Here is a 24,894-nt window from a genome sequence, read left to right on the forward strand (position 1 = left end):
CTTCCGGTACGACGGCGGGGCCGCACCTCTTTCTTCGAGGTGCGGCCCCGCCGTCGTACTGTCTGCTGAGCCTTGGGACCTGCTCAGCCCTGGAGGTGCTTCTTGACCGCGGCGGCGACGCGGCCGCCCTCGGCCAGGCCGGCCACCTTCGGGTTCACGATCTTCATCACGGCGCCCATGGCCCGCGGGCCCTCGGCGCCCGCCGCCTTCGCCTCGGCGACGGCCTGGGCGACGACCGCGTCCAGCGCCGCGTCGTCGAGCTGCTTCGGCAGGTACTCGGCGAGGACCGCGCCCTCCGCCTTCTCCCGCTCGGCGCTCTCGGCACGGCCACCCTGCGCGAAGGCCTCAGCCGCCTCGCGGCGCTTCTTCGCCTCCTTGGCGATCACCTTGAGCACCTCGTCGTCGGAGAGCTCGCGCTTCTGCTTGCCCGCGACCTCCTCGGTGGTGATCGCGGCGAGCGTCATCCGGAGCGTGGACGAGCGGAGCTCGTCGCGGCCCTTGATCGCGACGTTGAGGTCGTCGTGCAGCTTCGACTTGAGCGTGGTGGTCATGACACCGATTGTCGCAGGTGCCGCAAGCCGACCGCCCGCCCTTTTTGCCCCCGCCCGCGATCCGCCCATGGGTGGACCACGGGACAGGGCGGTCCCGGGCCCCGCTCCCGGTCTGACACGATGGTCGTATGCGCGCTCGATACGGAGTACCCCTGGGAATCGCGGCGTTCGGCGCCGCCGGTGTGTTGTACGCGGCCGGCTTCGAGGTCCGTTCGTTCCGTCTGCGCCGGGTGACGGTCCCGGTCCTCCCGCCGGGGATGCGCCCGCTGCGCGTGCTCCAGGTCTCCGACATCCACATGGTCGGCGGTCAGCGCAAGAAGCAGCGCTGGCTGCGCTCGCTGGCGGGCCTGCGCCCGGACTTCGTGCTCAACACGGGCGACAACCTGTCCGACCCGGAGGGCGTCCCGGAGGTCCTGGACGCGCTCGGCCCGCTGATGGAGTTCCCGGGCGCGTACGTCTTCGGCTCCAACGACTACTACGGCCCGGTCCCCCGCAACCCCGCCCGCTATCTGGTGGAGAAGGCGAGCGGCAAGCACGGCCTGAACGGCAACCCGCCGGCCGTCGGCGTGATCCACAACCCGTGGGAGGACCTGCGGGACGGTTTCGACGGGGCGGGCTGGCTGAACCTGACGAACACCCGCGGTGTCCTGAAGATCGAGGGCGTCTCGGTGGAGCTGACGGGTCTGGACGACCCGCACATCAAGCGCGACCGCTACCCGCAGGTGGCGGGCGGTCCGTCCGGTACGGCGGACTTCTCGATGGGCGTCGTGCACGCCCCGTACCTGCGCGTCCTGGACGCCTTCACCGCCGACGGCTACCCGCTGGTCCTGGCCGGCCACACCCACGGCGGCCAGCTCTGCATCCCCTTCTACGGCGCCCTCGTCACCAACTGCGACCTGGACGCGGACCGGGTGAAGGGCCTGTCGACGCACACGGCGGACGGCCGCACCTCCTACCTCCACGTCTCGGCGGGCTGCGGCACCAACCGCTACACGCCGGTCCGCTTCGCGTGCCCGCCGGAGGCGACGCTGCTGACGCTGGTGGCCCGGGAGTAACCCGCCCGGCGTACACCGAAATGCCGGATATGCCCCTCCTCTCTACGTTGAGGGCATGACGGCCCCGATACCCAGGGACATCCCGGACCTCCCCGCGGTCCCGGGCACGCCCGTACTGATGCCCGCATACGTTCCGGCGACGGCGGTGGTGGCCCCGATCCGCCGCCCCGTCACCGCCGTGTTCCGCCTGGTGACCGCCGCGCTGGCCGCGGCGGGCGTGGCCCTGGAGCTGCTGCTGGGCAGCCCGAGCCGCATCGCGAGCTACTTCGGAATCCAGGCGGCGCTGCTACTGATCCTGGTCAGCGTCACCTCGGCCCGCCGCGCCTGGCAGGCGGCCCGCCCCCTGTCCTCGTCCCTGACCGGCGCGGCACTTCTCTACGCGCTGATCTCGGCCCTGGTCTACCACCTGCTCCTCGGCCACACGACGCCCCCGTTCTCCATGCCGGGCGCCGCACACCCCCCGGTGCCCTGGCACCCCCAGTGGCTGGCCCTGCAGCTCCTCTATACGGCGGCCCCCGCGGCGGCCCTGGTGGACTGGCTCTTCCTCACGCCCCCCGCCCGCCTCCACCTCCGCCAGACGGCCGGCTGGATGCTCTACCCCCTGACCTACCTGGCCTTCTACCTCACCCGAGCCGAACTGCTCCTCCCCGGCACGCCCGGCCGCTACCTCTACCCCTTCCTCGACGCCGAGCAGCACACCTACCGCGCCACCCTCGCCAACGCCCTCCTCCTCGGCCTCTCCTTCTACGCCCTGGCGGTCCTCCTCGTAGCCCTCGACCACACCCGCCCGAACCCCGTCGGCCGCCGCCCCTAAACCGGATTTCGTCTCCGGCCACCAGTGGGCTAAAGTAAACGACGTCGCCGCAACAAGCAGTACAGCAGCGACACCGGGGTGTAGCGCAGCTTGGCAGCGCGCTTCGTTCGGGACGAAGAGGTCGTGGGTTCAAATCCCGCCACCCCGACAGCCGAAACACCAGGTCAGGCCCGGTGCTGAGAGATCAGCACCGGGCCTGATTTGCATTGTGACCCCGTTTTGGGAGCCATTTGGGAGCCGACCTCGGAATCCGGCTCCCACAACAACGCACCAGCAGCGCGCATCGACCGCGGGCTCCGCGTCCAGAGCCTCCGGACCACCCGGCCGCCAGAGCCCCGTCCGACGCAGAGGGCCCCCTCGGAGAGAGCTGCGCGTCGCCAACCGACATCGGTCTGACTCTGCCAAGGAGGGGCCCGTCCCCATCCCAAGCCGCGACAGTCACCACCCGTACGAGGATCCGGGCGGCCATGTTGCCGTCACAACGAGCCCCGCCTCTTCGCGGCCAGGACTGAACAGACCGTCAGGACCCGCGCCCCTCCAGGCGTTTGATGGACGACTACCTACACCCTTAACTTTTTCCGTGATATTTTCACGGGCGTGATTAAGGATGAGGTCGCGCACATCCGCGACGCCACCGCTCAGCTCTGCGAGCCCCTTCACGACGCCTTCGCGTGGGCTGTTCAGCACCAGCGGGCCCAGTTGCCCGAGATGAACGGCCACGCCTACGGCTGGATACGCACACACATGACCCGCGCCTTCGCCCACTACCGCCTCGGTTCAGCGGCGGCCAGGCTCGGCGACTGGAAGCTCAGCGGCAATCACCGCCGGAATGGCGAGCTGTGGCTTACGAACGATGAGTACTGCACCCGACTGCTACACGGCTTCAGGGACGATCACGTCCCGGCCCCCGGACCGAACCGTCAGCGGCGAGCTTTCTACCAAAACCGTCCCTTGACGAAGTTCGGTCAACCGACCCTGATGGGGCCGGAAGACAACGACCTGCTTATCCTCTGGCGTATCGATGCCGAGGGAGCGCCGTTGTTCCGGGTAGTACGGACCATCGGAACGTGGAGGTTCGGCAAGGAACAGCTTGTCGATCTTGATTTTCCGCTGCTCGCAAGCGCATCCGACCTGCGGGACCTTCACTTCGAGCCGCAAGATGAAGGTCTGGAACTCGAACTTCCGGATGAGGAGACGAACGATGCCGACGGCACTGGAGGCTTCTCCTGGTGAGCGGCTGCGGACACTCCGCGACCTCCTCGGGCTCACCGGTGCCGACCTCCATCGCCTGACAGGAATCAGCCAAAGCTGGACCTCGCAGGTTGAGACAGGTGCGCGCGAGCCAGCCGAGGACCGGCTGCGCGCGATTGCTGAAGCCACCGATACGCCGATGAGCTTCTTTTACGCGCAGCCTTCCTCCGTGCCGCTGGACTCGTTGCGCTTTCGCAAGATGGCAACTGCGAGCCGGACTGTCACACGCCGGATCAGCGCGTTCTACGGCGAAAGCTTCCGCGTGACAGAGGAGATCACCAACAAGGCCGGCTACCCGGCGCCACCGCTCCCATTCGCCAGCGCACCGGACCTGTCAGAAGACGACATCGAGGAACTGGCAGGCCATACCCGCGAGGCCCTGCGTCTGGCCCCAGACAAGCCCATCCCTCACCTCACGCGTGCGCTTGAGCGCGCGGGTATTGCGGTTGCACCCATCGTGCTGCCTGATCCAACGGGTGACTCAGTCAGCCCGACCAACAAGCACTTCGGCGTTTCATACTGGGCCGGCATCGGAGAGACCGCACTGATCGCGTACTTCCCTGGCGCACAGGGCGACCGAGACCGGTTCACACTCGCCCATGAACTCGGTCACCTCGTACTCCACACCTTCAGGCCACGCGCAGCCGATCCCGAGCGTGAAGCAAACCGGTTCGCGGGCGCCCTGCTTGTCCCCTACGAAAGGGCACGGGAAGAGATCACGGACCGTCTAACCCTGGAAGGCTTTGCTCGCCGGAAGCAGGCATGGGGCGTGTCGATCCAGGCCCTGATCCTCCGCGGTGCCGCTGTGGGTCACATCGACGACAGCCGCAAACGATCGCTGTACGTGCAGCTCACTCAGCGCGGCTGGCGCAAAGAGGAACCCGTGTCTGTAGGACATGAGGCCCCCCTACTTCTTTGGAGCCTCCTACAGCGCCAGTACGGGGACAAACCATATCTACGCGCGTCGGACCAGCTGGCAATCCAGCCTACGATCCTGCGGTCCATCGCTCCACAGCCGGTCGCAAACACCTCAGCGACCCGCGCCGGCCGACCAAGAGCTGATGGAAAGGTAGTCGCCTTCAAGCAACGGACGGGCCGCCCAGAAGGCGATCTGCGCAGTACTGCACCCTGATCGTTGGGGCACTGCCACCTCGGACTTAAAGCAGGTTGGGCCCGGCACCGAGTCTTCGGCGCCGGGCCCAACCGCCTAGACAACGCCATGGAGAGCAAGCCTTCGCGAGCGCAGAAGCTCGTTGAGGACGCGCACCGATGACGTCGGGCACATTGCCAGGCGGGCGTCGAGTGCCGTCTCCCACTGGCCGGTCAGCCCGAGCATGAGTCGCTTGCGCATGCCGGGGGTGACGTGTGCGTAGCGCGCCGAGACAGAGCCGTCGATGTGGCCCATGCGTTGGTCCATGAGGACCTTCTCGGTGCCGAGGTCCTCCATCACGGTGCGGTGGGTGTGGCGTAGGCCGTGGGGTGTGAGGCCCTTGGCGATCGGGAGCCAGCAGGCGTCGGCTCGGTCGCTGGCGCCGCGTCCTCGGGCTGGGACGCCGGGCCATGGCTCGCCGAGCAGGGGTACAGGACGAGCCTCCTGTGGTGCCTTCTTCGGGTACCAGCCGGAGACCGCCGGGGTGAACAGCCACGTCGCGAAACCGTTTCGGCGCCAGTGGGCGGCATGCTGCGACACCGGGCCGCCGCGCACGAAGCCCAGGTCCGCGATGGCCTGCTCCACCCTCACCCGCTTGGCTTCGGTGACGCGGTCGGGGTGGTTGAGGACGTTGGACACCGTGCCCGTCGAGACTTCGGCACGGCGAGCGACGTCGACGAGCTTCGCGCCCTGGTGGCCACCGGTGCGGGCAGTGCCCTGCCCCCGGAAGACGTAGGTCTTGCCGTGGCACGGGCAGGGTGCTGGCTTCGTGCGGGCGACGTGGTTGGCGACCAGGGCCGACAGCCAGTCCATCGCGTCGATGGTGCGGTAGCTGTCGTCCTTGGGCGGACAGCGCACGAGCTCGCCGGTGTCGAGTTCGTACAGTTGCCACTCGACACGGACGGCACCTGGGCGGGCGAACTCAGTCTCCAGGCCGACGATTTCGCCCCAGCGCATGCCGGTGTACCCCTTTAGGACGACGGCAACGAACTCGTCGTCGCGGCCTGAGAGCAGGGCTGCCCGTTCGGCGGTCAGCAGGATGCCGAGTGGGTCGGTGACGACCTTCTCCGGGCCGCGGTCGCGGGAGCGGCCGGCGCGTTTGCCGCGTCCGCGCCGTCGGGTGGCCGGGTTGGACGTGATCAGGCCCTCGTCGATCGCGTCCTCGAAGATCAGGTGGAGCGTCGAGCGCCAGGTCTTGACGCTGGAGGCCGCGTACGCGGCCTTCTCTTTCTTCTCCCACAGGTCGACGTCCGTGCGCAGGATGCCGGCGAGCGCCTTGTCCTCGAAGTTGGGGAGCAGGTGCTCCTCAATGTGACGCTTGTAGTTCTGCATGGTCGAGGCGGCCAGGTCCTGGGCCTCGTACCAGCGGTTCGCGTACTCGCCGAACGTCTCCTGACCGAGCGCCGGGTCGCGCCAGTCGCCGCGGCGGTACTTGTTCTCGGCCTCGCTTGCGGCGCGCTGGGCCTCGCCCTTGGTGGCGAACCGGATCGCCTTGCCGTTGTCGTCGACCACCGTGAGGTGCTTGCCAGGCGCGGTCTTGTACCGGCCGCGCCAGTAGTTTCCGCGCTTCTCCGCGAAACCCACGTGTACTTCCCCTTCCCCGTCGTCGTCCTAAGCGGCGGTCCCGAACTGGCTCTCGCGTGCGCGGCGTGGAGTCCGTGCACGCAGTCGAGCCGTCGACGCGGCAGTCCGCAGTGGCGGTTGGGGAGTTGGCGGCTTGGGAGCGCGAGCTGCCGCCGGGTGCTGGTGGGGAGAGGCAGGTCGGGCCTCGTGCATACGGATGATCTCCGCGAGGTGTTCGCCAGTGAAGCGGTAGGCGCGGCCGACGCGCGTGTAGGGGATGAGCCGTCGGCGGGCGCGGTCCTTTACCCACCAGGCGGAGCAGCCGAGTACGGCCGCGACCTCCTCTGGGACGTAAAGGCGCGGGAGGGCGGAGTCGGCGTGCGGGGCGAGTACGGAGGCAGGGGGTATTGCGGGTTGACGCAAGGGGTGGGTCCTCTTCTGGCGGCCATGGGTGCGGCAACACCGGCTCGCCGGTCGATCACTGGGGATGGGGCGAGGTGCCCGTGCTGGGGGTTTGCGGGCCCAGGACGGGAGTGGATGGAGGGTGGAGGCTACGCCTCGTCGGAGATGTGGGCCTCATCTTGGCGCTCGGCGGAGGGCGGTCCGTACGCCTCCAGCAGATGCTTGGCGGACGCCTCGGCGATGGCGTTGGAGACCATCACGTCCGCTTCCTCGCGGATGTCGGGGTGCTCGGCCAGGTAGGCGTCCAGGGCGTCACGCGCTTGGGTGAAGACGGCGTTGGCCCGCTGAGTCCCGCGGAACGCGTCCACGACGACGTCGATGAGCTCCATGGCGCGGGCCTGGGCGGCGAGCTGTGGAGGGCCGACGAGGTTGCGCAGGTCGATACCGAAGACCTCGGCGAAGCCGATGGCCTCGTCGAGGTTGATACGGCGCTTGCCGTTCTCGATGCGCCAGACCGCGGAGGGGTTCATCTCGAAGCCGGCCTCGTTCAGGCGGTCGGACAGGGCGTTGGTACTCCAGCCACGCGCCTCACGCTCAAGCTTGATGCGTACCGCGACGTTCGCCTCGCCACTGAGCAGCACGCCCTGCGGAGCCTCTTCGTCAGTCACGGCCCACCTCCTTCCGTTCGTTGCAACTCACTGCCATATGCAGCGACCCCTAAACAGTAGCATGCATTCTGCGAGATGCAGAACACTTCTGCGATCGGCAATTCGTGTGGCATAGTGGTAGCCCCACCTCCATCACCCCGAGGAGTCCGCGACCCACCCGACGTAGCACCACATGCAAAAAGCCCCCGGCTGTCACCGGGGGCCAAGCGCAAACCTCTCAACCGCCATCCCTAGCGATCGACCCGCGAGGCCGGGATTGCCGTCCCGTATGGCCCGCGAGCAGAGGAGCTGATGCCCAGTATGACTGACGCCCAACCGAATACGCCATCCCACTCCGGATACGGCCCCGCGCTGTCTCCGGACGAGCCTGGGCGGGCTCCCTTCAATCTTGACGCCGAGTGCGCGGTGCTCGGCGCCTGCATGCACGACTGCGACGTCATCGACGTCGTACGGCCGATCCTGGGCGAGGACGCCTTCTACCGGCCCGCCCACGAGACGATCTGGCGCGCGCTGCTGGCCCAGCACCGCGAGGACAGGCCGACCGACCCGATCGTCCTGACCGAGCTGCTCCAGCAGCAAGGGGACCTGCAGCGTGTCGGCGGCACCGTCTACCTGCACCAGCTCGCCGACGTGCACTACGGCACCGGCAGCGCGGAGCACCACGCGGAGATCATCCGTGAGAAGGCCAACCTCCGCCGCCTGCTCGCCTCCGCAATACGCACCGTCCAACGCGCCCAGGAGCCCGGCGCCGACCCCGAAGCGATACGCAGCGAGGTCGAAGCGGAGATGCGGGCCGAACGCGAGCGCGCCCTCGCCTCGGGACAGGGCCGCCTGAACCGCTTCGCCACCGACGGATGGTCCTTCGTCAAAGAGACCGGCGCGGACGCCGAGCCTTTGTGGGGCACCCGCGAGAAGACCGTCTGGGCACCGGGCGAGAGCCTGATGATCGTCGGCGCACCCGGGGTCGGCAAGACCACCCTGGCCCACCAGGTGGTCTTCGCCCGCCTCGGGTTGCAGGAGACGGTCCTGGAGATGCCGGTCGCCCCGAGCCGGCGGATTCTCTACCTGGCCATGGACCGGCCCCGCCAGATCGCCCGGGCCATGGACCGCCGCGTCTTCCCCAGCGACGAGAAGATCCTGCGCGAGGGACTCGTCGTCTGGGAGGGCCCGCTGCCCGCCACCCTCGACAAGGAGCCCGACCTCCTCGCCGACCTCGCCGCCGCCCACCGGGCCGACACCATCGTGATCGACAGCCTCAAGGACGCTGTCAGCACGATGGTCGACGACAGCCTCGCGGTCGCCTTCCACAACGCCCGTATGCGCGCCCTGCGAGGTGGTGTGGAGATCCTGGAGCTGCACCACCAGCGCAAGGCCACCGCCGACGCCCCGCGCGGCCAACGCCCCAGCCTGGACCAGGTCTACGGCTCCACCTGGATCACCGCCGGCGCGGGCAGCGTCCTGTTCGTCACCGGCCGGGCAGGCGACCCCGCCGTCACCCTGCACCACCTCAAGACCCCCACCGGGGAGATCGGCCCGCTCGACGTCACCCACGACCACGTGCGCGGCACCACCACGGTCGACCCCAGCAAGGACCCCGCCGTCCTGCTCGGCAACGCCCCAGGCGGACTGACCGCCCGCGACCTGGCAGCCATCCTGATCGGCGGCGGCGATCCCGAACGCGCCGACGTGGAGAAGGCACGCCGCCACCTCGCCCGCCTCGTCGACAGCGGCCTGGCCACCAAGGCCGACGGCGTCGCCGGAGGAGCCGGAGGCGGGCAGCAGACCCGCTACTACGCCTCCGCACGCCACCTCACCGCCGTCGGCTGACCCTCACCCGGCCCGCGCGGAGCGATCACGCGACCGTACACGCGGCCCTGGTGTCCTGAGGCTGCCGTGAACCGCGCACAGCGCACACGCTCACCGTCAAACCGCAGGTCAAGCGATCACGGGAGCGTCCACGCCGTACACGCGCCCGAGCGATCACGCGCGGGGCCCCCTTTAGAAGGGGGCCCGCGTGAACGCCCCCTCCGTGAACGCCCCTCGCTCCCTCACCACAAGCCCCACCGCACCACTCCTGGAGTGCCTGTCTTGCCCTCCCCTGCCCCGATAGCCCCGGCCGCCACTCACGGCAGCCGCAGCATCCGCGTCGGCATCGTCCTACTCGCCGCCGTCGCCTTCGCCCTCTCGTACGACGCCCTGCGCCAGATGGCAGTCGCCGGCCACGTACGCGGGCTGCTCACCTACCTGTTCCCCCTCGTGATCGACGGCTTCATCGCCATCGGCATCGTCGCCCTTCTGCTCCTGCGCACCGCCCCGGTGCGCTCCCGCCTGTACGTGTGGACGCTCGTCGGCGCAGCCACCGGCACCAGCATCGGCGCCAACGTCGTCCACGCCGTCGGCCTCAACGAAGGAACCCGCCTCCACCTCAACAACGCCACCGCTGGCGCCCTGTCCGCCATCGCCCCCCTCGCCCTCGCCGGCGCCGTCCACCTCTACCTCGTCATCAACCGCCACCTCGGTGCCGACAGCGCGGCAGAGGAAACGCCATCCGCCACACCAGAAGCGCACTCGGCACCGCCAAAGCCAAGCCACCAGATCCGCCAGGAACCCCCCGATGGCGGCAACGCTGCACTTTCCACCAAGGCCACCGCACCCGAGCCGGTGGCGGACACCACCGTCGCGAAGCCGCCACCGGCCAAGGCGGATCGGAAGCAAGGCGGGCGCAAGACCACTGCTCCCGAACAGGTGTTGTGGTCAACGGCCCGCACCATCGGCACCGAGTACGGCGCAGTGCCCCGCACCACCCTGGAGAGCGCCATCAGGGCACAGGGCTACACGATCCAGAAGGACCGCGCTAAGGAGGTCGCCGCCGCCGTCACGGCGGAACTCTCCTCCGCCGCCAACACCAGCGCCGCCGCATGACCGCTATGGCGGAAGACCCGGCGGTGGCGGAAAACATCCCGCCACCGCTGTGCACCGTCAGTCGATCTCCGCCACCTCTGCTCACACCGCTCGGCGGCTCTTCACCTCGGCTGCGCCAACAGCTCAGCCAACTACGACATGGCGCTCTCTCACGCCCCTCCGCCCGAGCGATGAGCTGAGCCTCCTACCCGGCTCCACGACCACACGCACCATCACATCCCGCACACCTCCTGGAGACACGCTCCATGCACAACCAGCACCACGAACCGCCCGCTGCCCAGCAGACAATTCCCACCACCTCAGCCCCAGTCAGCACAGCAAGTTGGAGGTTCGGACACTCCCCCGCAGGGGGAGCGCCCGAACCCGAACCCGCCCCGGGGGTGGCGGGGCCTGTCCGGCGCCAGGGGGCGCCGGACAGGGAGGCTGCGACCGAGGGCGGATCGCAGCCGGGAAAGGCCGGCCGTGCACGCCGGACCACGATCAAGGGGAAGGCGCGTCCGCGCGCGAAGAAGCAGCGTCCTGCCCAGAGCGTCCGCCTCAGCGATCACGAGCACGCCATCATCCAGGCAGGCGCCGATGCCGTCGGCATGAGTGTGGCCGGCTTCCTCGCGCACTCCGCTCTTGCCGCCGCCCGCGACCAGTCCCGCACCGCCGCCACCATCGCCACCGAACGCGATGTGCTCACCGAGCTGTTCGCCATGCGCCGTCAGCTCGGCTGGGCCGGCAGCAACCTCAACCAGGTGGCCAAGGCGCTCAACTCCGGTGGCGATGTGCCCTACCTCAAGGAAGTGCTCGCCGACATCCACCGCGCGGCCAACGCCACGAAGAAGGCAGTCGACCGGACGGCCAACCGCGAGGAGGGTGAGGCGGCTTGATCCCCAGCATCCACCGGCAGGGCAGCAGTACCCTCGGCCTGCTCCACTACCTCTACGGCAAGGGCACGCACGAGGAGCACGTCGACCCTCACCTGGTCGCCTCCTTCGACCACATGGCCCCCGACCCGGGCCGCGACCCCTCGGCGACGAAGAAGGACCTCGCTCACCTCCTCGACCAGCCCCTCCATCTGCTCGACGCAGACCAGCGACCCGAGAAGCACGTGTGGCACTGCTCGGTGCGCGCCGCCCCCGACGACCCGGTCCTGACCGACGACCAGTGGGCCGACATCGCCCGCCGCATCGTCGCGGCCACCGGCATCGACCCCGGCGACGGCGCGGGCTGCCGCTGGGCCGCCGTCCGCCACGCCGACGACCACATCCACATCATCGCCACCCTCGTCCGCGAAGACGGCCGCCGTCCCGACCACCACCGCTCCGGCAAACGCGCCCAGGCCGAAGCCCGCCTCATCGAAGCCGACTACGACCTCCACCGCGTCACCCCCGGGGACGGCACCGCCGCCAAGCGCACCACCAGCGCCGAGCAACACAAGGCCGAACGCCTGGGCTGGGACCGCGCCGCGCGCGAGGAACTGCGCGAGACCGTGCGCCGCGCGGTCGCCGGCGCCGCCTCCACGGACGAGTTCCTCGAACGACTCAAGGACGCCGGGCTTCTCGTGCGCACCAAAGTGCTGCCCTCCGGCGACCTGAAGGGCTACACGGTCGCCTTGCCCGGTGACCGCAACAGGGAGAAGGAGCCGATCTTCTACGCCGGTTCCACGCTCGCCCCCGACCTGTCCCTGCCCCGCATCCAGGCACGCTTCACCACCGACTCCGCCTCACCGGGGACCACCGACAGCCAGCGGCCGGAACGCCCCACCGCGCCCTCGGCACCCGCCGTGGCACGGCGCACCACCGCTCGCGCGGCCTGGGCAGCACTGCTCGTCCTCGACCGCAGCGGTGACGATGGCGCAGCTGCCGCCCAGATTTCCGCCACCGGCGAGGTCCTCGACGCTCTCGCCAAGACCTCGGCACTGCACACTCGTGACGAACTACGCCGGGCGGCCTGGGAGTTCGAGCGGGCCTCCCGCTCGCATACCCGAGCCGAGTTCCGCCACGCGCAAGACCTGCGCCGGGCGGCCCGCGACCTGGTCTACAGCGGGCCCGCTTTCAGCCGGGGCGAGGACGGGGCCAGCACCGCGATGGTCCTGGACACGCTGGTCTTCCTCGCCATCGCCGCCGCCCACTGGCACGCCCAGCGTCAGCACGCCCAGCAGGCCGAGGCCGCGCGCCGGGCCGCCGAGCACCTGCGGGGCGCCTATCACCAGGCAGCCGCCGAGCCCCTCGCCGTGCTGCGCGAACGTGGCCGCCGTATCGTCCCGTCCCTGCGCCGCCACCACGCCACCACCGTGCGCGCCGCCCTGCCCGAGCTAGCAGAGACCGTCCTGGCCGAGCCCGGCTGGGACGCCCTGGCCGCAACCCTCGCCGACGCCGAACGCGCCGGCCACCATCCCCGCGCTCTGCTCGCCGAGGCCGCCGCCGGCCGGGAACTGGACACCGCCGATTCCGTCAGCGACGTTCTCGTCTGGCGTCTACGCCGCACCGTGGATCTCCCGTTGTACGCCCCAGCCCAGGAAGCCACCCGGGCCAACCGCCCCAACGATCACACGTCTGCCGCGCAGACAATGCCGATATCACCGGCATCGCGGGCACGGCGCCGTTGATCACGGCACGACGAACGCGTTGAGGGTGCCTGAATAGCTCCCGGTAAACAGATGACGGGCCCGACCGCACCGTGGTCGGGCCCGTCACCACCTGCACACTCCGCTCCTTGCTGCCACCTCCAACCGGGCATCAACGGCGGGTGCGTCGGGTTTCTCGGACGAAGTTGATGCGAGCAGTGTCCTTTTTGCACACGCACCCAGGGGTGGGAAGCCGGTGGTCGATCATCTCGTCGGGCCGGGGGCCGAAGCGGGTGTCGTACTCGATGCGTCGTGGAGGTCCGCTGACCAGGCCCGTGCTACGTGCGATCCAGGCGCCGACGACCAGGCAAGCGGCCTGCTGGGCCACGAACGCGGCCGAAGGACGGAACCCGTCGTCCGCTCTACCGGTCAGCTCAGCCGAGTTGATCAGCCCGCACACCGGCCGTCCGAGGAACTGCCTGACGAGTTCCCGCTGTTGATTGTCCAGGCTTTCCAGGTCCCGTTCGGTCAGGGGCTCCTGCCCGCGGGCGATTCGAGAAAGCGGGAGCCCGGTCAGTTCATGCAGTCGCTGCTCCGCGCTCTTCCCGGTGTGGTTGGCCTTGAAGTAGCAGCGCAGGCAGGGGCCGGTGGGCAGTGCCTCGTGCAGGGCGACAGTGGTGCCGACCGGGCCGCCGGTGCTGCCGTCCAGGGTGAGATCGGCCTGCAGCCGCTGCAGGTCGTGCCGGGCCTCGACGCTGTCCAGCCCGCCGAGGACGATCCGGGGCCACGGAAGGGCGCCCGCGTCGATGGCCTCGATGGAATCCTGGATCGTCCCGTGAAACGGGGTCACCTCGATCCGCCGTAGGCGTGCATCGATCAACCGCACCTTCGGCAGGCCCGCAGCCGCGTCGGCCAGGGTACCGATGCTGTACGAGGTGACGTTCGGTTTCTCGAAGACCTCTCTGTCCACCACCGTCAACTCGCCGGAGACCTGCAGCAGGTCCAGGATCAGGGCGATGCCGGTGCCGATTGCACCGCCCCCGCCCAGCAGCACCTGCTCCAGCGCGGGCAGCGGGGCGACGACGATCCCGGGTTGCTCACCGGGGAGGACGGGGCAGAAGTCCACCACCGGGGTCACCTGGAACTTCCCCTCCGGCAGCCCGGCAACGACCTTGAACGCCTCGCCAGCCAGCATCGCTGCAGTGAGGACCGCGCCCAGCCCGGTGCCGGGCGAGTTGAGCCGGGGGAAAGGATGACCGGTGTGCCGCAGACGGACCCCGTGCCCGTCCGGCGCACCGGCCACCGCAGTACCCAGCGGTGGTGCGGTTCCCACGTGCAGATGCAGCTGCGCCTTGTCCTGGGCCTCGCCGATGCGAAGCGGCCGGTCCGGATCGATCCCGGTCGCCGTTTCCACCAGCCTGCGGATGAGTTCGTCGTCGAGCCGTCCCGGTCCGCGGCCGGGGCCCAGACTCAGCCGGACCGGCCACCGGCGCAGGTCCGCCACCAGCACTTCTAGAGTCTCGGCGGCCGCGGGCAGGTGCCCGTCCGCGGTCAGGTGGATCAGGATGCCCTCCATCCGCTCCCGCAAGGTGGTCTCTTCTACGCCGGCGGCCAGGCCGCCCAGGCGTACGCTGCGGCTGTAGTCAGTACTCACGGACACCCTCCTCGTCGAACACCACCGTGCGCACCGGGGGCAGCGCCGGGTCGACAACCGGAACGGTGCAGGGCACCCAGTCCTGCTCGAAACGCCACCACCCCCACGACACCGGGTCGGCGGGCGGCGCCGCGTAGGTCGGGACGACAGCGCTGATGAACCTTGGCACCCGCAGCGAGTACGTGCGGTCGGTCCGCGACAGGAATGCCTCCTCGGGGTGCGAGTGGATCATCGCCCGCACCCGGTAGGACCGTTCCTCGGCGAAGGTAAACAGCCGGTCGTACGCGACCGCGCTCACCGTGAACAGGTCCGGCTCCCGCACGATCCCCACCGTCCCGGCTACCGCCACGACCAGCACGTGCATGTCCGACTGCCCGGTCAGCAGCAGCGCGCCGGTCTCCTGGGCTGCCAGCCCGTGACGCTGAATCTCCTGGAGCACCGGGTCGACCGCGCCGGCGGGCAGCACCAGCTTCCTCGTGTCGGTGGTCATGCGGCGCGCCTCCCGTCAATGCGATCGATGTCGTCCTGCACGTTCTCCACCACGTACAGGAAGGGATTGCCGGTGCTCCGCCAGGAGTGCGGCCCGCTGCTCCACTCGGGGTGGAGCTTCTGGCCTTCGGCGGTGAACGGCTTGCACACGTCGTTGGAGCCGTAGCGGTAGCCATCCGCTCCGGGCCAGACACTGGGCGCTCCGACTCCGGATGCGCCGATCGACTCGGCGAAGACAAGGGAGGGCGGCCGGTCCGGGTAGACCGTCCACTCGATCCGTGCGATGAACGCTGCGCGCTCACCGTTGTTCGGTTGCACCTCGGCCCAGAACAGGCCGTCGGGGTCCTGGTCGCGGTGGTGGAGGCGGCCGGCGGTCGAGGAGAGGAACTTCTCGACCGCCGGGACGTCGCCCGCCAGCCGCAGACGGCTTTCGAGATCCACGACTGACTCCCGGTTCTAGCCGTTGGTGGTCTCGGTGCGCAGCTTCAGGTGCAGGGCCTGGGCGTGCCCGGCCAGTTCGCCCACCGTTGCCTCGGGCGGGATCTCGTGCCCGTCGTGGAACAGGTAGTAGCGGGTGGTGCCGTCGCTGGCGAAGCCGAAGGCGGTGAGGGTGTCGGACAGGACGCTCGCGGTGGTCACCTGCGGGGCGTAGTCGTGCTGGTAGGGGTGCTCGGCGAGGGCGGAGGTCACCGTGATCTTGATCTCTTGGGGCTGGGGCATGCCGATCTCCTAGGTCGTTCGAGGGTGGTACGGGAGCGCCCTGCTGATTCAGCAAAGCGTCAGTGAGTCCAGTGTGATCACCCCGGGTCGATGCAGTCAAGCTTCATCGCCGTATTGCTGCGCGTTACGCTGCCCGTATGAGCCCCGACCGGAGCCAGCTCCCCCTCCCGGACCCCGAGACGACCGGACCGGACGCTGTCGAGCAGTTCGACATCGCCGAACTCGGACGCCTCCTGAAGGAACACCGCGGCCCCCTCTCCCTCCGGCAGGCCGCCGCCGAAGCGGGCGTCAGCTTCAGCACCCTCACCCGGGTCGAGGCCGGCGCCCAGCCCGACCTCGCCACCTTCACCCGCCTCTGCGCCTGGCTCGGCGTCTCCCCGAGCCGCTTCTTCACCTCGACCGCCACCCGCCAGATCTCGCCCCTCGATCAGGCCATCACCCACCTCCACGCAGACCCTCGGCTCACCGACGACGCGGCGAACAAGATCAGCTCCGTTCTGCGCGACCTCTACGACGCCCTAGCGCAGGAGGCGGTCCCCGCCGTACCCGCCCTTGCCTGCCACCTCCGGGCTGCCTCGGTGTTGCGCCCTGGCGTCCCTCAGCGGCTCGCCGACCTGCTCACCGACATGAACACCGAACTCGAACGACTCGTCGAAGCAGGCGAACTGTGACCCTCCCCCGAGGCTTCAAGGCCAACGCCGAACGAGAAGCCCTCCGACTGCGCCGCGAACTCGACCTCGGCGACACCGATGCCCTGAACGTCGACGACCTCGCCGACCACCTCAAGGTCAAGATCGTCAGCGCCGAGAAGCTCGTCAGCCGCACCCGCCTCGAAGAACTCGAACGGGTCCAGGCGTACGCCTTCTCCGCCGCGACCTTCCAGGTCTCCGGCAGGAACATCGTCGTCACCAACCCGCTCCGAACAGCGGGTCGCAGGGCCAGCGACGTGGCCCACGAGCTCTCCCATCTCGTCCTGAAGCATGACCTGACCGAAATCCGCGAAGTCAATGGCATGCCATTCAGGACCTGCCGCCCCGACGAGGAAGAACAAGCCACTGCCTTTGGCGGAACACTCATGCTTCCCCGCCCCCTGCTGCTCGGCGCAGTCCGCCGCCAGTGGGGGCCGGTGCAAATCGCTGAGCACTACGGGGTGACCGAGGAGATGGCCCGGTACCGGTACAACACCACTGGGGTGGCCAAACAGGTCCGAGGCCGCTGACGGTGCCGGAGGTAGGCGCTGTCGGTCTGCCCCTTACCGCCGGGACGTTGGTGCTCGATTCCCCCACGCGCCCGCCGGTCTCAACGACTGCCGAGGCCAGCTTGGACGACGTACACGCTCGGGGTGCGAGGACGAGCTCCCTTCGCCCGCTCCGCCGGGAGCGTCGCCCGCCAGCCTGCCCGGCTCACCCGTAGTGGTAGCGGACCACACTGCCCAGCGGTGCCGTCGGATCCGAAGATTCGGATACGACCGGAGGCTACGTAGCCGGGACACCACGTGAGACACCAGGCACAACCGCAGGTTGTAGCGCCGCTGGGTGACACGCGACCTGAAGTCCTACATGAACAGGCTTACCTGAAGAAGCGAGCCGCGCCCTCGCAGCTCCTGCCCGTGATCGCCAGCGGCCTTCGCGGTGCACGCGGTGGCTCAGACGCGCCCTTGACCAAGGTCTACGAGGGCTGTTCCGTTAGGAAAGTTGGGGCGTCGGACTCGGGGGTGGCCTTCGTGACCAGGTCGGTTGGCGGTGCGTGGTGTCTCATCGGCGGCACCGTGGGGGAACCGGTCGGTCCCCCGGCCGCTGGGGCCCGGGCATGAGACTCCGGCGCGGGATCGCGATCGCCGTCGTCGCCGGAGGCGGCGCTGTGACCACGCTGCTGGTCGGGCTCGTCACGAACGCCGTGTCCAATGAGTCACGGTGGCCCGGCTGGCTGGGGTGGTTACAGGCGCACGCCTGGCTCTCGTTCGTCGTGTTAGGCGTGGCGATGGCGGGGATGACGGCTCTACTCGCCGGGCTTTCCGAGTCTCGGCCTCCCGCGCCATCCGCGAGGCCGGAGGATGGAACGGGGCCGCCGGGGGCCGCCCAAGTACTGCGTTCGCTGCCACGCGACACCGCAGCGTTCACCGACCGTACCGCGGAGCTGGAGCTGCTGGTGGGCTCGGTGCGGGCCTCACAGGAGCAGGGCGAGGGGCTGCCCGTTCACGTGATCGACGGGATGCCGGGTGTCGGGAAGACCACTTTCGCCGTGCACGCCGGCCACCTGCTCTCCGAGCGGTTCCCCGACGGGCAGCTCTTCGTGAATCTCAACGGGTACACGCCGGGTCGCACTCCGGTGCAGGCCGGCGAGGCGCTCGCCTCTCTTCTTGCGGCCGCCGGCGTGCCGACACAGCAGATACCCGTCGGAGACGACGTCGGAGCGGTCACGGAGGCCCGGGCCGCCATGTGGCGGAGCAGACTCGCGGACAAGAAGGCGCTGCTGATTCTCGACAACGCGGCCAGCTATCGGCAGCTGGAGCCGCTGCTCCCTGGTGGGAGCGGGTGCCTGGTGTTGGTGACCAGCCGCAAGCGACTGGTGGCGAACGAGGAAGTGGTCATGTCGGTGGACGCGCTGCCGCCGGATCACGCGGTCGATCTCTTCGTGCGGCTCAGCGGGCGGCCGGCCGATGCGCTGGACCGGGATGTGGTGGACGAGCTGGTCCGGCTGTGCGGGTGCCTGCCGTTGGGGGTGTCTCTGCTCGCGGCACGGCTGCGGCATCATCCGTCCTGGACCGCGGAGGACCTGCGCGGGCGGCTGTTGGCGGCGCGGGACCGGCTGGGAGAGCTGCGGGCCGGGGAGCGCGCCGTCACCGCGACGTTCGATCTCTCCTATCGGGACCTGGCGCCGGAGCGGCAGCGCTTCTTCCAGCGGCTCGGTTTCTTCCCCGGCAGCGATCTCGACCCGCAGGTCGGCGCGGCTCTTGGTGAGGTCTCGGTCGTGGTGGCTCGTGGGCACCTCGAAGCGCTCTACGACGACCACCTGATCGACGAGCAACCGGGGAGTCGCTACCGGCTGCACGATCTCCTGCGTGACTACGCTCGCGGTCTCGCCACCGAGGGGGACAGCATGGACCACGTACAGGCCGTACAGCGTGTGTGCACCTACTACCTGGCCGCTCTCGCCGTCGTAAACGGGCACATCGGGCGCAGTGGTGCGGTAGTGCCACCGGCGCCGGACGGCGCCTCGCGGGTGGAGACTCCGGCGCTGGAGTCGCGGGCGGACGCTATGAGCTGGCTGGAGACCGAGCGGGCCAACATCCTCGCCTGTGTCCGGCGGGCAAACGGCCTCGCCCTGTACGACCTCGTCGTCCGGCTCGCGGCGGCCATGGCTCCCTTCCTGCGCCAGGCCGGTCCCTGGGACCAGGCCGTCGGGCTCCATCGGACCGCCTCCGAGGCCGCCCGCCAAGCCGGCGACCAGCGGGCCCGCGGTGACGCTCTCGCCGAACTCGGTGTCGTGCGCCGCTTCATGGCTGCCTACCCGCAGGCGATCGAGTCCCTCGGCGACGCCGTGACGGCGTACGAAGCGGTCGACGAACGGCGCGGCAAGGCGGACGCACTCAACCAGCTGGGCATCGTCTGGTACCTGACCGCCGAAAACGAGGACGCGGCCCGCGCCCAGACGGAGGCTCTCGTCCTCTATCGAGAGCTGGGCTATCGGCTCGGACAGGCGAACGCGCTCGCCGATCTCGGCATGACACATCGGCAGATGAGCCGGTTCGACGCCGCTGTGGAGGCACAGAGCGAGGCCCTGACGATCTACCGAGAACTCGGCGACCGGTACGGGGAGGCAAACTCCCTGCGCGACCTGGGCGTCGTGCACTGCCTCATGGGCGCGTACGACCTGGCCGCACGGCATCACCAGGAGGCGTTCGACATCTACCTGGAGCTGGACGACCGTACGCACCAGGCTTACGCGCTGAACGAGATGGGCGTCGTCCGACGGCAGACCGGAGACATTGAAGGAGCGCGGACGGCACACAGCCAGGCCCTGACGCACTTCACCGAGCTTGGTGAACGGTTCGGCCAAGCGACCAGCGTGCGCCACCTTGGGGTCGTGGACCGTGTTTCCGGGGATGCGACAGAGGCGATCCGGCTTCTGGAGGAGGCCCTGGACGCCTACCGTGAGCTCGGCAGCCACGGGGGTGAGGCCGCCTCGCTGAGCGAGCTGGGCGCGGCGCGCGGCATCGTCGGTGAGCGCGACGCCGCGATCGAGGCGTTCCAACGCGGTGTGGAGATCCTGCGGGGCCTGGGCGACCGGTGCGGCGAGGCGGAGGTGCTGAACCACTGGGGGATGCTGCTGTTCACCTCCGATGAACCGACGGCCGCCCGCCGGCACTTCGATCAGGCCCTCACACTCGCGCGGGACATCCGCTGCCCGCTGGAGGAGGCGCGGGCGCTGGAGGGCATCGGTCGCTGCGACTGGACGGTTGACGGTCCTGGTCACGGTGTGGGCTCGCTGCGAGCCGCCCTGACGGTGTACCGGCGGTTGGGAGTTAGCGCAGCCGTGGACGATATCGAGCGGTTGCTGGTGCCGCGGTCCGGCTGAGGCCGACCATGTGGCCGAATTCCCAGTGCCGGGTGGGTGGTTGCGGATGCTACGTTTCCGGCTGATCTGTCGCTTCAACCCCGTCGCACCGTGCCGCCTCTGGCACGTTCCTCACGAGGAGCGTTGAATGCCGTCACCCACGTCCGTCACCGAGCTACGCACCATCACGCCCGTTGGCACGGCGTCCGCAGAGCCGACGGCGGCTGGCACGGCCGTCCTGGACCGCGTGGCCGCCCGCGTCCGGCAACGGCTTGAGGCAGAGGAGGGCGCGACGGGCCGGTTCGGTGACGGTGCCCACGCGGCTTCGCTCATCTGGCCCTGGCCGCTGTAGGCGCATCTGCTCGATGACAGAACCCGAAGGCCCCGTTCCTTTCCGGACGTTCATCCTCAAGGTCGCCAACCGCTGCAACATCGACTGCGACTACTGCTTCGTCTTCAACTCCAGGGACCAGGCGGCGCGGCGCCTGCCCGCCCGGATGGACCTCGCTGTGGCCCGGGCCGCAGCCCGGCGAATCGGTGAGCACGCCTCTGCGCATGGCCTTCGGACTATCCACGTCGTCCTGCACGGCGGAGAGCCGCTTCTTGCTGGGGTCCAACACATGGCCGAGCTGCTGGAGGCCGTTCGGGACGGTGTGCCGACCGGGACCCGGGTGCTCTTCGAGCTCCAGACGAACGGGACTCTTCTGTCCGGAGCGTGGCTGGACCTCTTCGAGCGGTACGAGGTCGCGGTGGGCGTCAGCCTCGACGGACCGCCGCGGGCGAACGACCGGCACCGGCTGACCCACGCCGGGCGGTCGAGCGCCGCCTCCGCCGTGCACGGCATCGAACTCCTGCGGTCACGGCCTCACCTGTTCGCGGGACTGCTCGCCGTCGTGGACCTTGCCAACGATCCCGTGGAAGTTCACGACTACTTGGCGGCGTTCGAACCTCCAGTGATCGACTTCGGTCTGCCGCACGCGACTCACGACGACCCGCCGCACCGCGCCGACCCCAGCGTGCCCGAGTACGGGCTGTGGATGTGCAGGGTTTACGACGTCTGGCTCGCCCGGCCCGAGTACAGGCACAGTGTCCGGATGCTGGAGGACATCGTGGCCCTCAGCTCTGGCGTGCGCGGCTCGGTGGAGACGCTCGGCCTGGCCCCGCCGACGAGCGTCGTGATCGAGTCCGACGGCTCCATCGAAGCGGTGGACACCCTGCGGTCGGTCGAGGAGGGTGCCTCCTGGCTCGGGCTCGACGTCCTGCGCCACTCATTCGACGAAGCTCTGTCGCATCCGAAGCTGCTGCACCGGCAGCATGGCAAGGATGCGCTAGCCGAGCTGTGCCGTGCCTGCCCACTCGTGGACGTGTGCGGTGGTGGCTACCTCCCACACCGCTTCAGCGAAGCCCAGGGCTACCGGAATCCGTCTGTCTACTGCGCGGACCTGGAGTACCTCGTCCGACACGTGCAGGGCTCCCTGCGGCGGCACGGCTGGAACCCATACGCGCGGGCTGCGGCGTCGCCGTAGGCGCGTGTGCCGTACCGCGGGGAGAGGATCACGTGTTGGAAAGAGCGAATGCAGCAGACATCGAAGCAATCGAGGAAGGACAGGAGGCGCCGATGACCGTGACGATCCGTCCCGCGGAGAAGCGGGACGTCCCGGCTTTGGCCGAGCTGATCGAAGAGATCGAGCGGTACTACGGAGCTGCCGACACAGATATCCAGCCGATCGACGAGCGCCGCCTCCAAGTGGAAGAAGCCCTCTTCGGTGCGCCACCGCTCGCGTCCGCCCTGCTCGTCGAGGACGAGACCGGGGACATCGTGGGTCTCGCCGCCTATTCCTACCTATGGCCGGCCGCTGGCTCCTCGCACTCCCTGTTCCTGAAGGAGCTCTACGTCCGTGGCACCCTGCGTCGGCAGGGCATCGGTGCTCGCCTCATGGGCGAACTCCGCGCCTTGGCCGCCGCGCGCCCCGGGTGCAGCCGGGTGGAATGGATGGCTGACCGCGACAACCCAGGCGCACCGGCCTTCTACGAGGCACTTGGGTTCAGCGAGTCCGACGGGAAGATCGTCTACCGGGTCGACGCCGGCACCGCGTGAGGGCGAGTGCTGTGAAAGTGGAGCGCTGCGAGCCACCGGAGTTGATCACGGGCGGGTGAACAGCAGCCTGTGATCACACCCCCAGTCCTTTTCCACCCCTCGACGAAGACATAGCGCGGGCGGTCGGCACAGGCGGCAGAAGCCCACACGCCTCGTGCTTGTACTCAGTCACTGACTCAGAACGGGACCTTGATGGAGAAGGTGCCTGGCCGTCCTCGCCGGGCTGTGACCTCGGATGCCCTCTTCTGTATGTCGCCGCGGCTCGTGTCGTAAATCAAGGACAGGGCATGGTCCAAAAACTCGACTCCCTCCAGGACGTCAGGGATGCGGAGAACGTCCTCGTGGCTGCCCACGTTTCCGATCCACTTGACGGCCAGGAGCAGGTCAGCGGCGTCCGCGTGCTGCGGCAGCGCTGTCTTGAAAGTTGCGATCCGGTTGTCGAGGCTAAGCTTGACGGATTTCCCCGCGCCATTGAGCTTCGTACGAATGACTCCCCGGTCGTCCATCAGAGCCTCGACCGCCGTCCGGATCCTGTTCGCGGCAGCGTTGGGGTCGAGCCAAAGGATCTTGGCTGCGGCGTCAACTCGCTCCCCGACCTCTTTGGGGCAGAGGTCGCGGCTTTCGAGCAGGGGCAGCGCTGGGAAGAACATGGTCGGCGTCAAGTACTGCTCGTACTGGACGCCGTGCCGACCTGCCCAGTCGACAGTCATCTCCCCGATGACGCGCACGTGGTCGCAGGTCTCTCTCCTGCACGTGAGTACGCAGTGGAAGCCACCGTGAATCCACTCGGGTTCCCACCCATCGTGGTTGTGCAAGGACCTACTGGTGACCGACTCCTCTGCCACGAACGAGTCGGGGACCGGGAGCAAGGCCCCTCGCGTGCACGTGGGGCACGGGATGTGAGGCCAGTCATCCAGGTTCTCGGGGAAGCCCTTAGCGATTTCCCGTAGATCCTTAATCAAGAAGTTTGCCATGGTGTCGTATCTTGCCAGCGCCAACGACCCCACAGGGAAAGGTTTTTGAGTAGGCCGAAAGCGGGTCGCAGGGTGGTAGCTGAGCTGCAAGGAAATGATCATTCTCATCGGCATTTTCTGTACCGGAACTACTCACGCCCGGGGCTGGCCAGCAGGCAGCACGTCAGCCACGAACGACCCACGGTCGCCCTCGTCGACCGCCGCGCCCGCCTGCGTCAGGATCAGCAGGGTCAATAGGCGATGACGAGCCGTACAGAAGGGCGGTCGATCACTGCTCCGTCGGCGAGGTCTCTGTCCTGCGTGTCCGCAGGGTAGGCGGTGATCGCGGGTTCGACGGTCCTGGCCGGGCTCCAGGCACGGATCTGCCCGCAGATCCGCTCGGCGAGTTCGGCGCCGGCCGGGCCGTAGCCGACGGCTCCCAGCCGGAACCGAGGTTCGGTGGACTGAGGCTCGGCGGTGCGCTCCAGAGTGAGGTAGGCGATGGAGTCGGCCTCGACGAGGGCTGGGCTCAGGGCGGGTGAGGCGGGGCGGTGAAGGCCAACCTCCATCGCTTCGGCCTTCGCGGTGATGCGGCAGGTCGCTCGTTCGGTGGCGCTCAGGCGCAGCCAGACGCCGTCGAAGGACTCGACGGAGCCGACCGTCGCGTCGGTCCAGACGACCGACTTCGGTTGGTTGAGGGCATCGCGCAGCAGCTCTGGGGCGATGAGCTGGTCCACGTCCCAGTAGAGCCTGACGAGCCGGTTGTCGTCGATGTAGCCGTTCCGCTCGCCGTCCTGGCCGATCACCGGGAGGAAGCCACACATCCTCACGGAGTCGGACCGCATCAGGTCCTTCTCCCGACGGAACGCCACGGACCTGGACAGCCCGCGCCAACGCAACGGGACCACGAGGCGTCCGCCGACGGCGAGCTGGTCCCACCAGGCTTCGGGAAGGTCCCACATGCCGACCGCCGCGATCATTCGGTCGTAGGGGCCGAACTCCGGGGCACCGAGGGCGCCGTCCCTCGTGACCACGCGAACGTCGGCGTACCCGTTCGCGTCCAGCATCCGGCGGGCGTAGGCCGTCACGTCGGGGGCGATGTCGCACGTGGTGACCTGACCGGACTTTCCGGTGAGGTGCTTAAGCAGGGCGGCGTTGTAGCCGGTGCCGGCCCCGATCTCGAAGACGTGGTCGCCTTCGCGGACGCCGAGCTGGACCAGCATGAAGTGCACGACGTCGGGTTGGGAGGCGCAGCTCAGCGGGAGGGCGTCCTCGTCGGGGTTCTCCTTGATGGTGACGCTCTTGTTGGCGTACGCCTCCCGGAGGGGTGCGTCGGGGAGGAAGGCGTGGCGGGGTACGGCCCGCATGGCGGCTTCGACGCGTGCGTCGCGGGGGCCGGAGACGTCCTGCTGCAGGATGGCGTCGACCAGGCGGTTGCGCAGGTCCTCAGGGGAGGCGCCGGTGGTGTTCATCGCGTCCTTCCGGAAGGTGCC

At 69.1% G+C, this 24,894-nt stretch carries 24 protein-coding genes and 1 tRNA gene; 15 read left to right on the plus strand and 10 right to left on the minus strand.

Annotated elements, in window-relative coordinates:
• Positions 1-83: 83 nt before the first annotated feature.
• Entirely contained in the window at positions 84-551 is a 468-nt protein-coding gene (locus tag ACGFZS_RS07040; protein ID WP_393794215.1) for a GatB/YqeY domain-containing protein, read from the minus strand.
• 128 nt (positions 552-679) lie between these two features.
• Between ACGFZS_RS07040 and ACGFZS_RS07045 the strand changes: the two genes are divergently transcribed.
• From ACGFZS_RS07045 to ACGFZS_RS07065, 5 genes are all read left to right on the plus strand, one after another.
• A complete protein-coding gene (locus ACGFZS_RS07045; protein WP_355712574.1) occupies positions 680-1,606 on the plus strand; it encodes a metallophosphoesterase in 927 nt (308 codons plus the stop codon).
• A gap of 55 nt (positions 1,607-1,661) precedes the next feature.
• Entirely contained in the window at positions 1,662-2,420 is a 759-nt protein-coding gene (locus tag ACGFZS_RS07050; protein WP_393794216.1) for a Pr6Pr family membrane protein, read from the plus strand.
• A gap of 74 nt (positions 2,421-2,494) precedes the next feature.
• Positions 2,495-2,568: transfer RNA gene (locus ACGFZS_RS07055), tRNA-Pro, on the plus strand.
• A gap of 449 nt (positions 2,569-3,017) precedes the next feature.
• On the plus strand, positions 3,018-3,653 hold the full coding sequence (locus ACGFZS_RS07060) for a hypothetical protein (RefSeq protein ID WP_393794217.1): 636 nt from the start codon (positions 3,018-3,020) through the stop codon (positions 3,651-3,653).
• Entirely contained in the window at positions 3,622-4,803 is a 1,182-nt protein-coding gene (locus tag ACGFZS_RS07065) for a helix-turn-helix domain-containing protein (RefSeq protein ID WP_393794218.1), read from the plus strand. The genes ACGFZS_RS07060 and ACGFZS_RS07065 overlap by 32 nt, the downstream gene beginning before the upstream one ends.
• Before the next feature lie 75 nt (positions 4,804-4,878).
• On the opposite strand, the gene ACGFZS_RS07070 is transcribed toward ACGFZS_RS07065, so the two are convergent.
• From ACGFZS_RS07070 to ACGFZS_RS07080, 3 genes are all read right to left on the minus strand, one after another.
• Entirely contained in the window at positions 4,879-6,405 is a 1,527-nt protein-coding gene (locus ACGFZS_RS07070; protein ID WP_393794219.1) for a LacI family DNA-binding transcriptional regulator, read from the minus strand.
• A 27-nt stretch (positions 6,406-6,432) separates the two neighbouring features.
• Entirely contained in the window at positions 6,433-6,807 is a 375-nt protein-coding gene (locus ACGFZS_RS07075) for a helix-turn-helix domain-containing protein (RefSeq protein ID WP_393794220.1), read from the minus strand.
• 128 nt (positions 6,808-6,935) lie between these two features.
• On the minus strand, positions 6,936-7,454 hold the full coding sequence (locus ACGFZS_RS07080; RefSeq protein WP_393794221.1) for a helix-turn-helix domain-containing protein: 519 nt from the start codon (positions 7,452-7,454) through the stop codon (positions 6,936-6,938).
• Between the two features lie 291 nt (positions 7,455-7,745).
• Between ACGFZS_RS07080 and ACGFZS_RS07085 the strand changes: the two genes are divergently transcribed.
• The 4 genes from ACGFZS_RS07085 to ACGFZS_RS07100 all read left to right on the plus strand — a co-directional run bounded on the left by ACGFZS_RS07085 (position 7,746) and on the right by ACGFZS_RS07100 (position 12,972).
• Positions 7,746-9,281 carry a DnaB-like helicase N-terminal domain-containing protein gene (locus tag ACGFZS_RS07085; protein ID WP_393794222.1) on the plus strand — a complete coding sequence of 512 codons (1,536 nt, stop codon included), beginning with the start codon at positions 7,746-7,748 and terminating at the stop codon, positions 9,279-9,281.
• A 252-nt stretch (positions 9,282-9,533) separates the two neighbouring features.
• On the plus strand, positions 9,534-10,376 hold the full coding sequence (locus ACGFZS_RS07090) for a DUF2637 domain-containing protein (RefSeq protein ID WP_393794223.1): 843 nt from the start codon (positions 9,534-9,536) through the stop codon (positions 10,374-10,376).
• Between the two features lie 245 nt (positions 10,377-10,621).
• Positions 10,622-11,251: a plasmid mobilization protein gene (locus tag ACGFZS_RS07095; protein ID WP_393794224.1), complete on the plus strand. Its 630-nt coding sequence runs from the start codon at positions 10,622-10,624 to the stop codon at positions 11,249-11,251.
• Positions 11,248-12,972, plus strand: coding sequence for a relaxase/mobilization nuclease domain-containing protein (locus ACGFZS_RS07100; RefSeq protein ID WP_393794225.1), 1,725 nt, complete (start codon positions 11,248-11,250; stop codon positions 12,970-12,972). The genes ACGFZS_RS07095 and ACGFZS_RS07100 overlap by 4 nt, the downstream gene beginning before the upstream one ends.
• Before the next feature lie 130 nt (positions 12,973-13,102).
• Here ACGFZS_RS07100 and ACGFZS_RS07105 read toward each other — a convergent pair whose 3' ends face one another.
• Genes ACGFZS_RS07105 through ACGFZS_RS07120 form a run of 4 tightly spaced genes read right to left on the minus strand, consistent with a single transcriptional unit; the run spans position 13,103 to position 15,793 of the window.
• Positions 13,103-14,584: a ThiF family adenylyltransferase gene (locus ACGFZS_RS07105; protein ID WP_393794226.1), complete on the minus strand. Its 1,482-nt coding sequence runs from the start codon at positions 14,582-14,584 to the stop codon at positions 13,103-13,105.
• Complete coding sequence (locus ACGFZS_RS07110; RefSeq protein ID WP_393794227.1) at positions 14,574-15,074, minus strand: hypothetical protein; 501 nt, start codon at positions 15,072-15,074, stop codon at positions 14,574-14,576. Before ACGFZS_RS07110 ends, ACGFZS_RS07105 begins: the two co-directional genes overlap by 11 nt.
• Positions 15,071-15,514 (minus strand): hypothetical protein, encoded by a 444-nt coding sequence (locus tag ACGFZS_RS07115; protein ID WP_393794228.1) that lies wholly within the window; start codon positions 15,512-15,514, stop codon positions 15,071-15,073. The genes ACGFZS_RS07110 and ACGFZS_RS07115 overlap by 4 nt, the downstream gene beginning before the upstream one ends.
• 15 nt (positions 15,515-15,529) lie before the next feature.
• Positions 15,530-15,793: a hypothetical protein gene (locus ACGFZS_RS07120; protein WP_393794229.1), complete on the minus strand. Its 264-nt coding sequence runs from the start codon at positions 15,791-15,793 to the stop codon at positions 15,530-15,532.
• A gap of 137 nt (positions 15,794-15,930) precedes the next feature.
• Here ACGFZS_RS07120 and ACGFZS_RS07125 point away from each other — a divergent pair, with 137 nt between their 5' ends.
• From ACGFZS_RS07125 to haaN, 6 genes are all read left to right on the plus strand, one after another.
• Positions 15,931-16,464 carry a helix-turn-helix domain-containing protein gene (locus ACGFZS_RS07125; protein WP_393794230.1) on the plus strand — a complete coding sequence of 178 codons (534 nt, stop codon included), beginning with the start codon at positions 15,931-15,933 and terminating at the stop codon, positions 16,462-16,464.
• Positions 16,461-17,012 (plus strand): ImmA/IrrE family metallo-endopeptidase, encoded by a 552-nt coding sequence (locus ACGFZS_RS07130; RefSeq protein ID WP_369223967.1) that lies wholly within the window; start codon positions 16,461-16,463, stop codon positions 17,010-17,012. The genes ACGFZS_RS07125 and ACGFZS_RS07130 overlap by 4 nt, the downstream gene beginning before the upstream one ends.
• A 590-nt stretch (positions 17,013-17,602) precedes the next feature.
• On the plus strand, positions 17,603-20,371 hold the full coding sequence (gene haaT / locus ACGFZS_RS07135) for a cyclophane-containing RiPP biosynthesis TPR protein HaaT (protein ID WP_393794231.1): 2,769 nt from the start codon (positions 17,603-17,605) through the stop codon (positions 20,369-20,371).
• 127 nt (positions 20,372-20,498) lie between these two features.
• Complete coding sequence (haaA, locus tag ACGFZS_RS07140; protein ID WP_393794232.1) at positions 20,499-20,702, plus strand: HaaA family cyclophane-containing RiPP peptide; 204 nt, start codon at positions 20,499-20,501, stop codon at positions 20,700-20,702.
• Between the two features lie 13 nt (positions 20,703-20,715).
• Positions 20,716-21,876, plus strand: coding sequence for an FxsB family cyclophane-forming radical SAM/SPASM peptide maturase (locus tag ACGFZS_RS07145; RefSeq protein WP_393794233.1), 1,161 nt, complete (start codon positions 20,716-20,718; stop codon positions 21,874-21,876).
• A gap of 92 nt (positions 21,877-21,968) precedes the next feature.
• Entirely contained in the window at positions 21,969-22,448 is a 480-nt protein-coding gene (haaN, locus tag ACGFZS_RS07150; protein ID WP_393794234.1) for a cyclophane-containing RiPP N-acetyltransferase HaaN, read from the plus strand.
• 176 nt (positions 22,449-22,624) lie between these two features.
• Here the strand turns inward: haaN and ACGFZS_RS07155 are convergent, their stop codons facing one another.
• Positions 22,625-23,422 (minus strand): DUF4145 domain-containing protein, encoded by a 798-nt coding sequence (locus ACGFZS_RS07155; protein WP_393794235.1) that lies wholly within the window; start codon positions 23,420-23,422, stop codon positions 22,625-22,627.
• Between the two features lie 230 nt (positions 23,423-23,652).
• On the minus strand, positions 23,653-24,873 hold the full coding sequence (gene fxlM / locus ACGFZS_RS07160; RefSeq protein ID WP_393794236.1) for a methyltransferase, FxLD system: 1,221 nt from the start codon (positions 24,871-24,873) through the stop codon (positions 23,653-23,655).
• Between the last annotated feature and the right edge of the window lie 21 nt (positions 24,874-24,894).

Source organism: Streptomyces sp. NPDC048288, assembly GCF_043201555.1.
Lineage (GTDB): Bacteria > Actinomycetota > Actinomycetes > Streptomycetales > Streptomycetaceae > Streptomyces.

Excerpts from the sequence above, each read along its gene's own strand:
- ACGFZS_RS07050 (WP_393794216.1), top strand. The coding sequence starts at position 1,662 with ATGACGGCCCCGATACCCAGGGACATCCCGGACCTCCCCGCGGTCCCG.
- haaT (WP_393794231.1), top strand. The coding sequence starts at position 17,603 with ATGAGACTCCGGCGCGGGATCGCGATCGCCGTCGTCGCCGGAGGCGGC.
- ACGFZS_RS07040 (WP_393794215.1), bottom strand. The coding sequence starts at position 551 with ATGACCACCACGCTCAAGTCGAAGCTGCACGACGACCTCAACGTCGCG.
- haaN (WP_393794234.1), top strand. The coding sequence starts at position 21,969 with ATGACCGTGACGATCCGTCCCGCGGAGAAGCGGGACGTCCCGGCTTTG.
- haaA (WP_393794232.1), top strand. The coding sequence starts at position 20,499 with ATGCCGTCACCCACGTCCGTCACCGAGCTACGCACCATCACGCCCGTT.
- ACGFZS_RS07085 (WP_393794222.1), top strand. The coding sequence starts at position 7,746 with ATGCCCAGTATGACTGACGCCCAACCGAATACGCCATCCCACTCCGGA.
- ACGFZS_RS07125 (WP_393794230.1), top strand. The coding sequence starts at position 15,931 with ATGAGCCCCGACCGGAGCCAGCTCCCCCTCCCGGACCCCGAGACGACC.
- ACGFZS_RS07120 (WP_393794229.1), bottom strand. The coding sequence starts at position 15,793 with ATGCCCCAGCCCCAAGAGATCAAGATCACGGTGACCTCCGCCCTCGCC.
- ACGFZS_RS07065 (WP_393794218.1), top strand. The coding sequence starts at position 3,622 with ATGCCGACGGCACTGGAGGCTTCTCCTGGTGAGCGGCTGCGGACACTC.
- ACGFZS_RS07145 (WP_393794233.1), top strand. The coding sequence starts at position 20,716 with ATGACAGAACCCGAAGGCCCCGTTCCTTTCCGGACGTTCATCCTCAAG.
- fxlM (WP_393794236.1), bottom strand. The coding sequence starts at position 24,873 with ATGAACACCACCGGCGCCTCCCCTGAGGACCTGCGCAACCGCCTGGTC.
- ACGFZS_RS07095 (WP_393794224.1), top strand. The coding sequence starts at position 10,622 with ATGCACAACCAGCACCACGAACCGCCCGCTGCCCAGCAGACAATTCCC.
- ACGFZS_RS07155 (WP_393794235.1), bottom strand. The coding sequence starts at position 23,422 with ATGGCAAACTTCTTGATTAAGGATCTACGGGAAATCGCTAAGGGCTTC.
- ACGFZS_RS07045 (WP_355712574.1), top strand. The coding sequence starts at position 680 with ATGCGCGCTCGATACGGAGTACCCCTGGGAATCGCGGCGTTCGGCGCC.
- ACGFZS_RS07110 (WP_393794227.1), bottom strand. The coding sequence starts at position 15,074 with ATGACCACCGACACGAGGAAGCTGGTGCTGCCCGCCGGCGCGGTCGAC.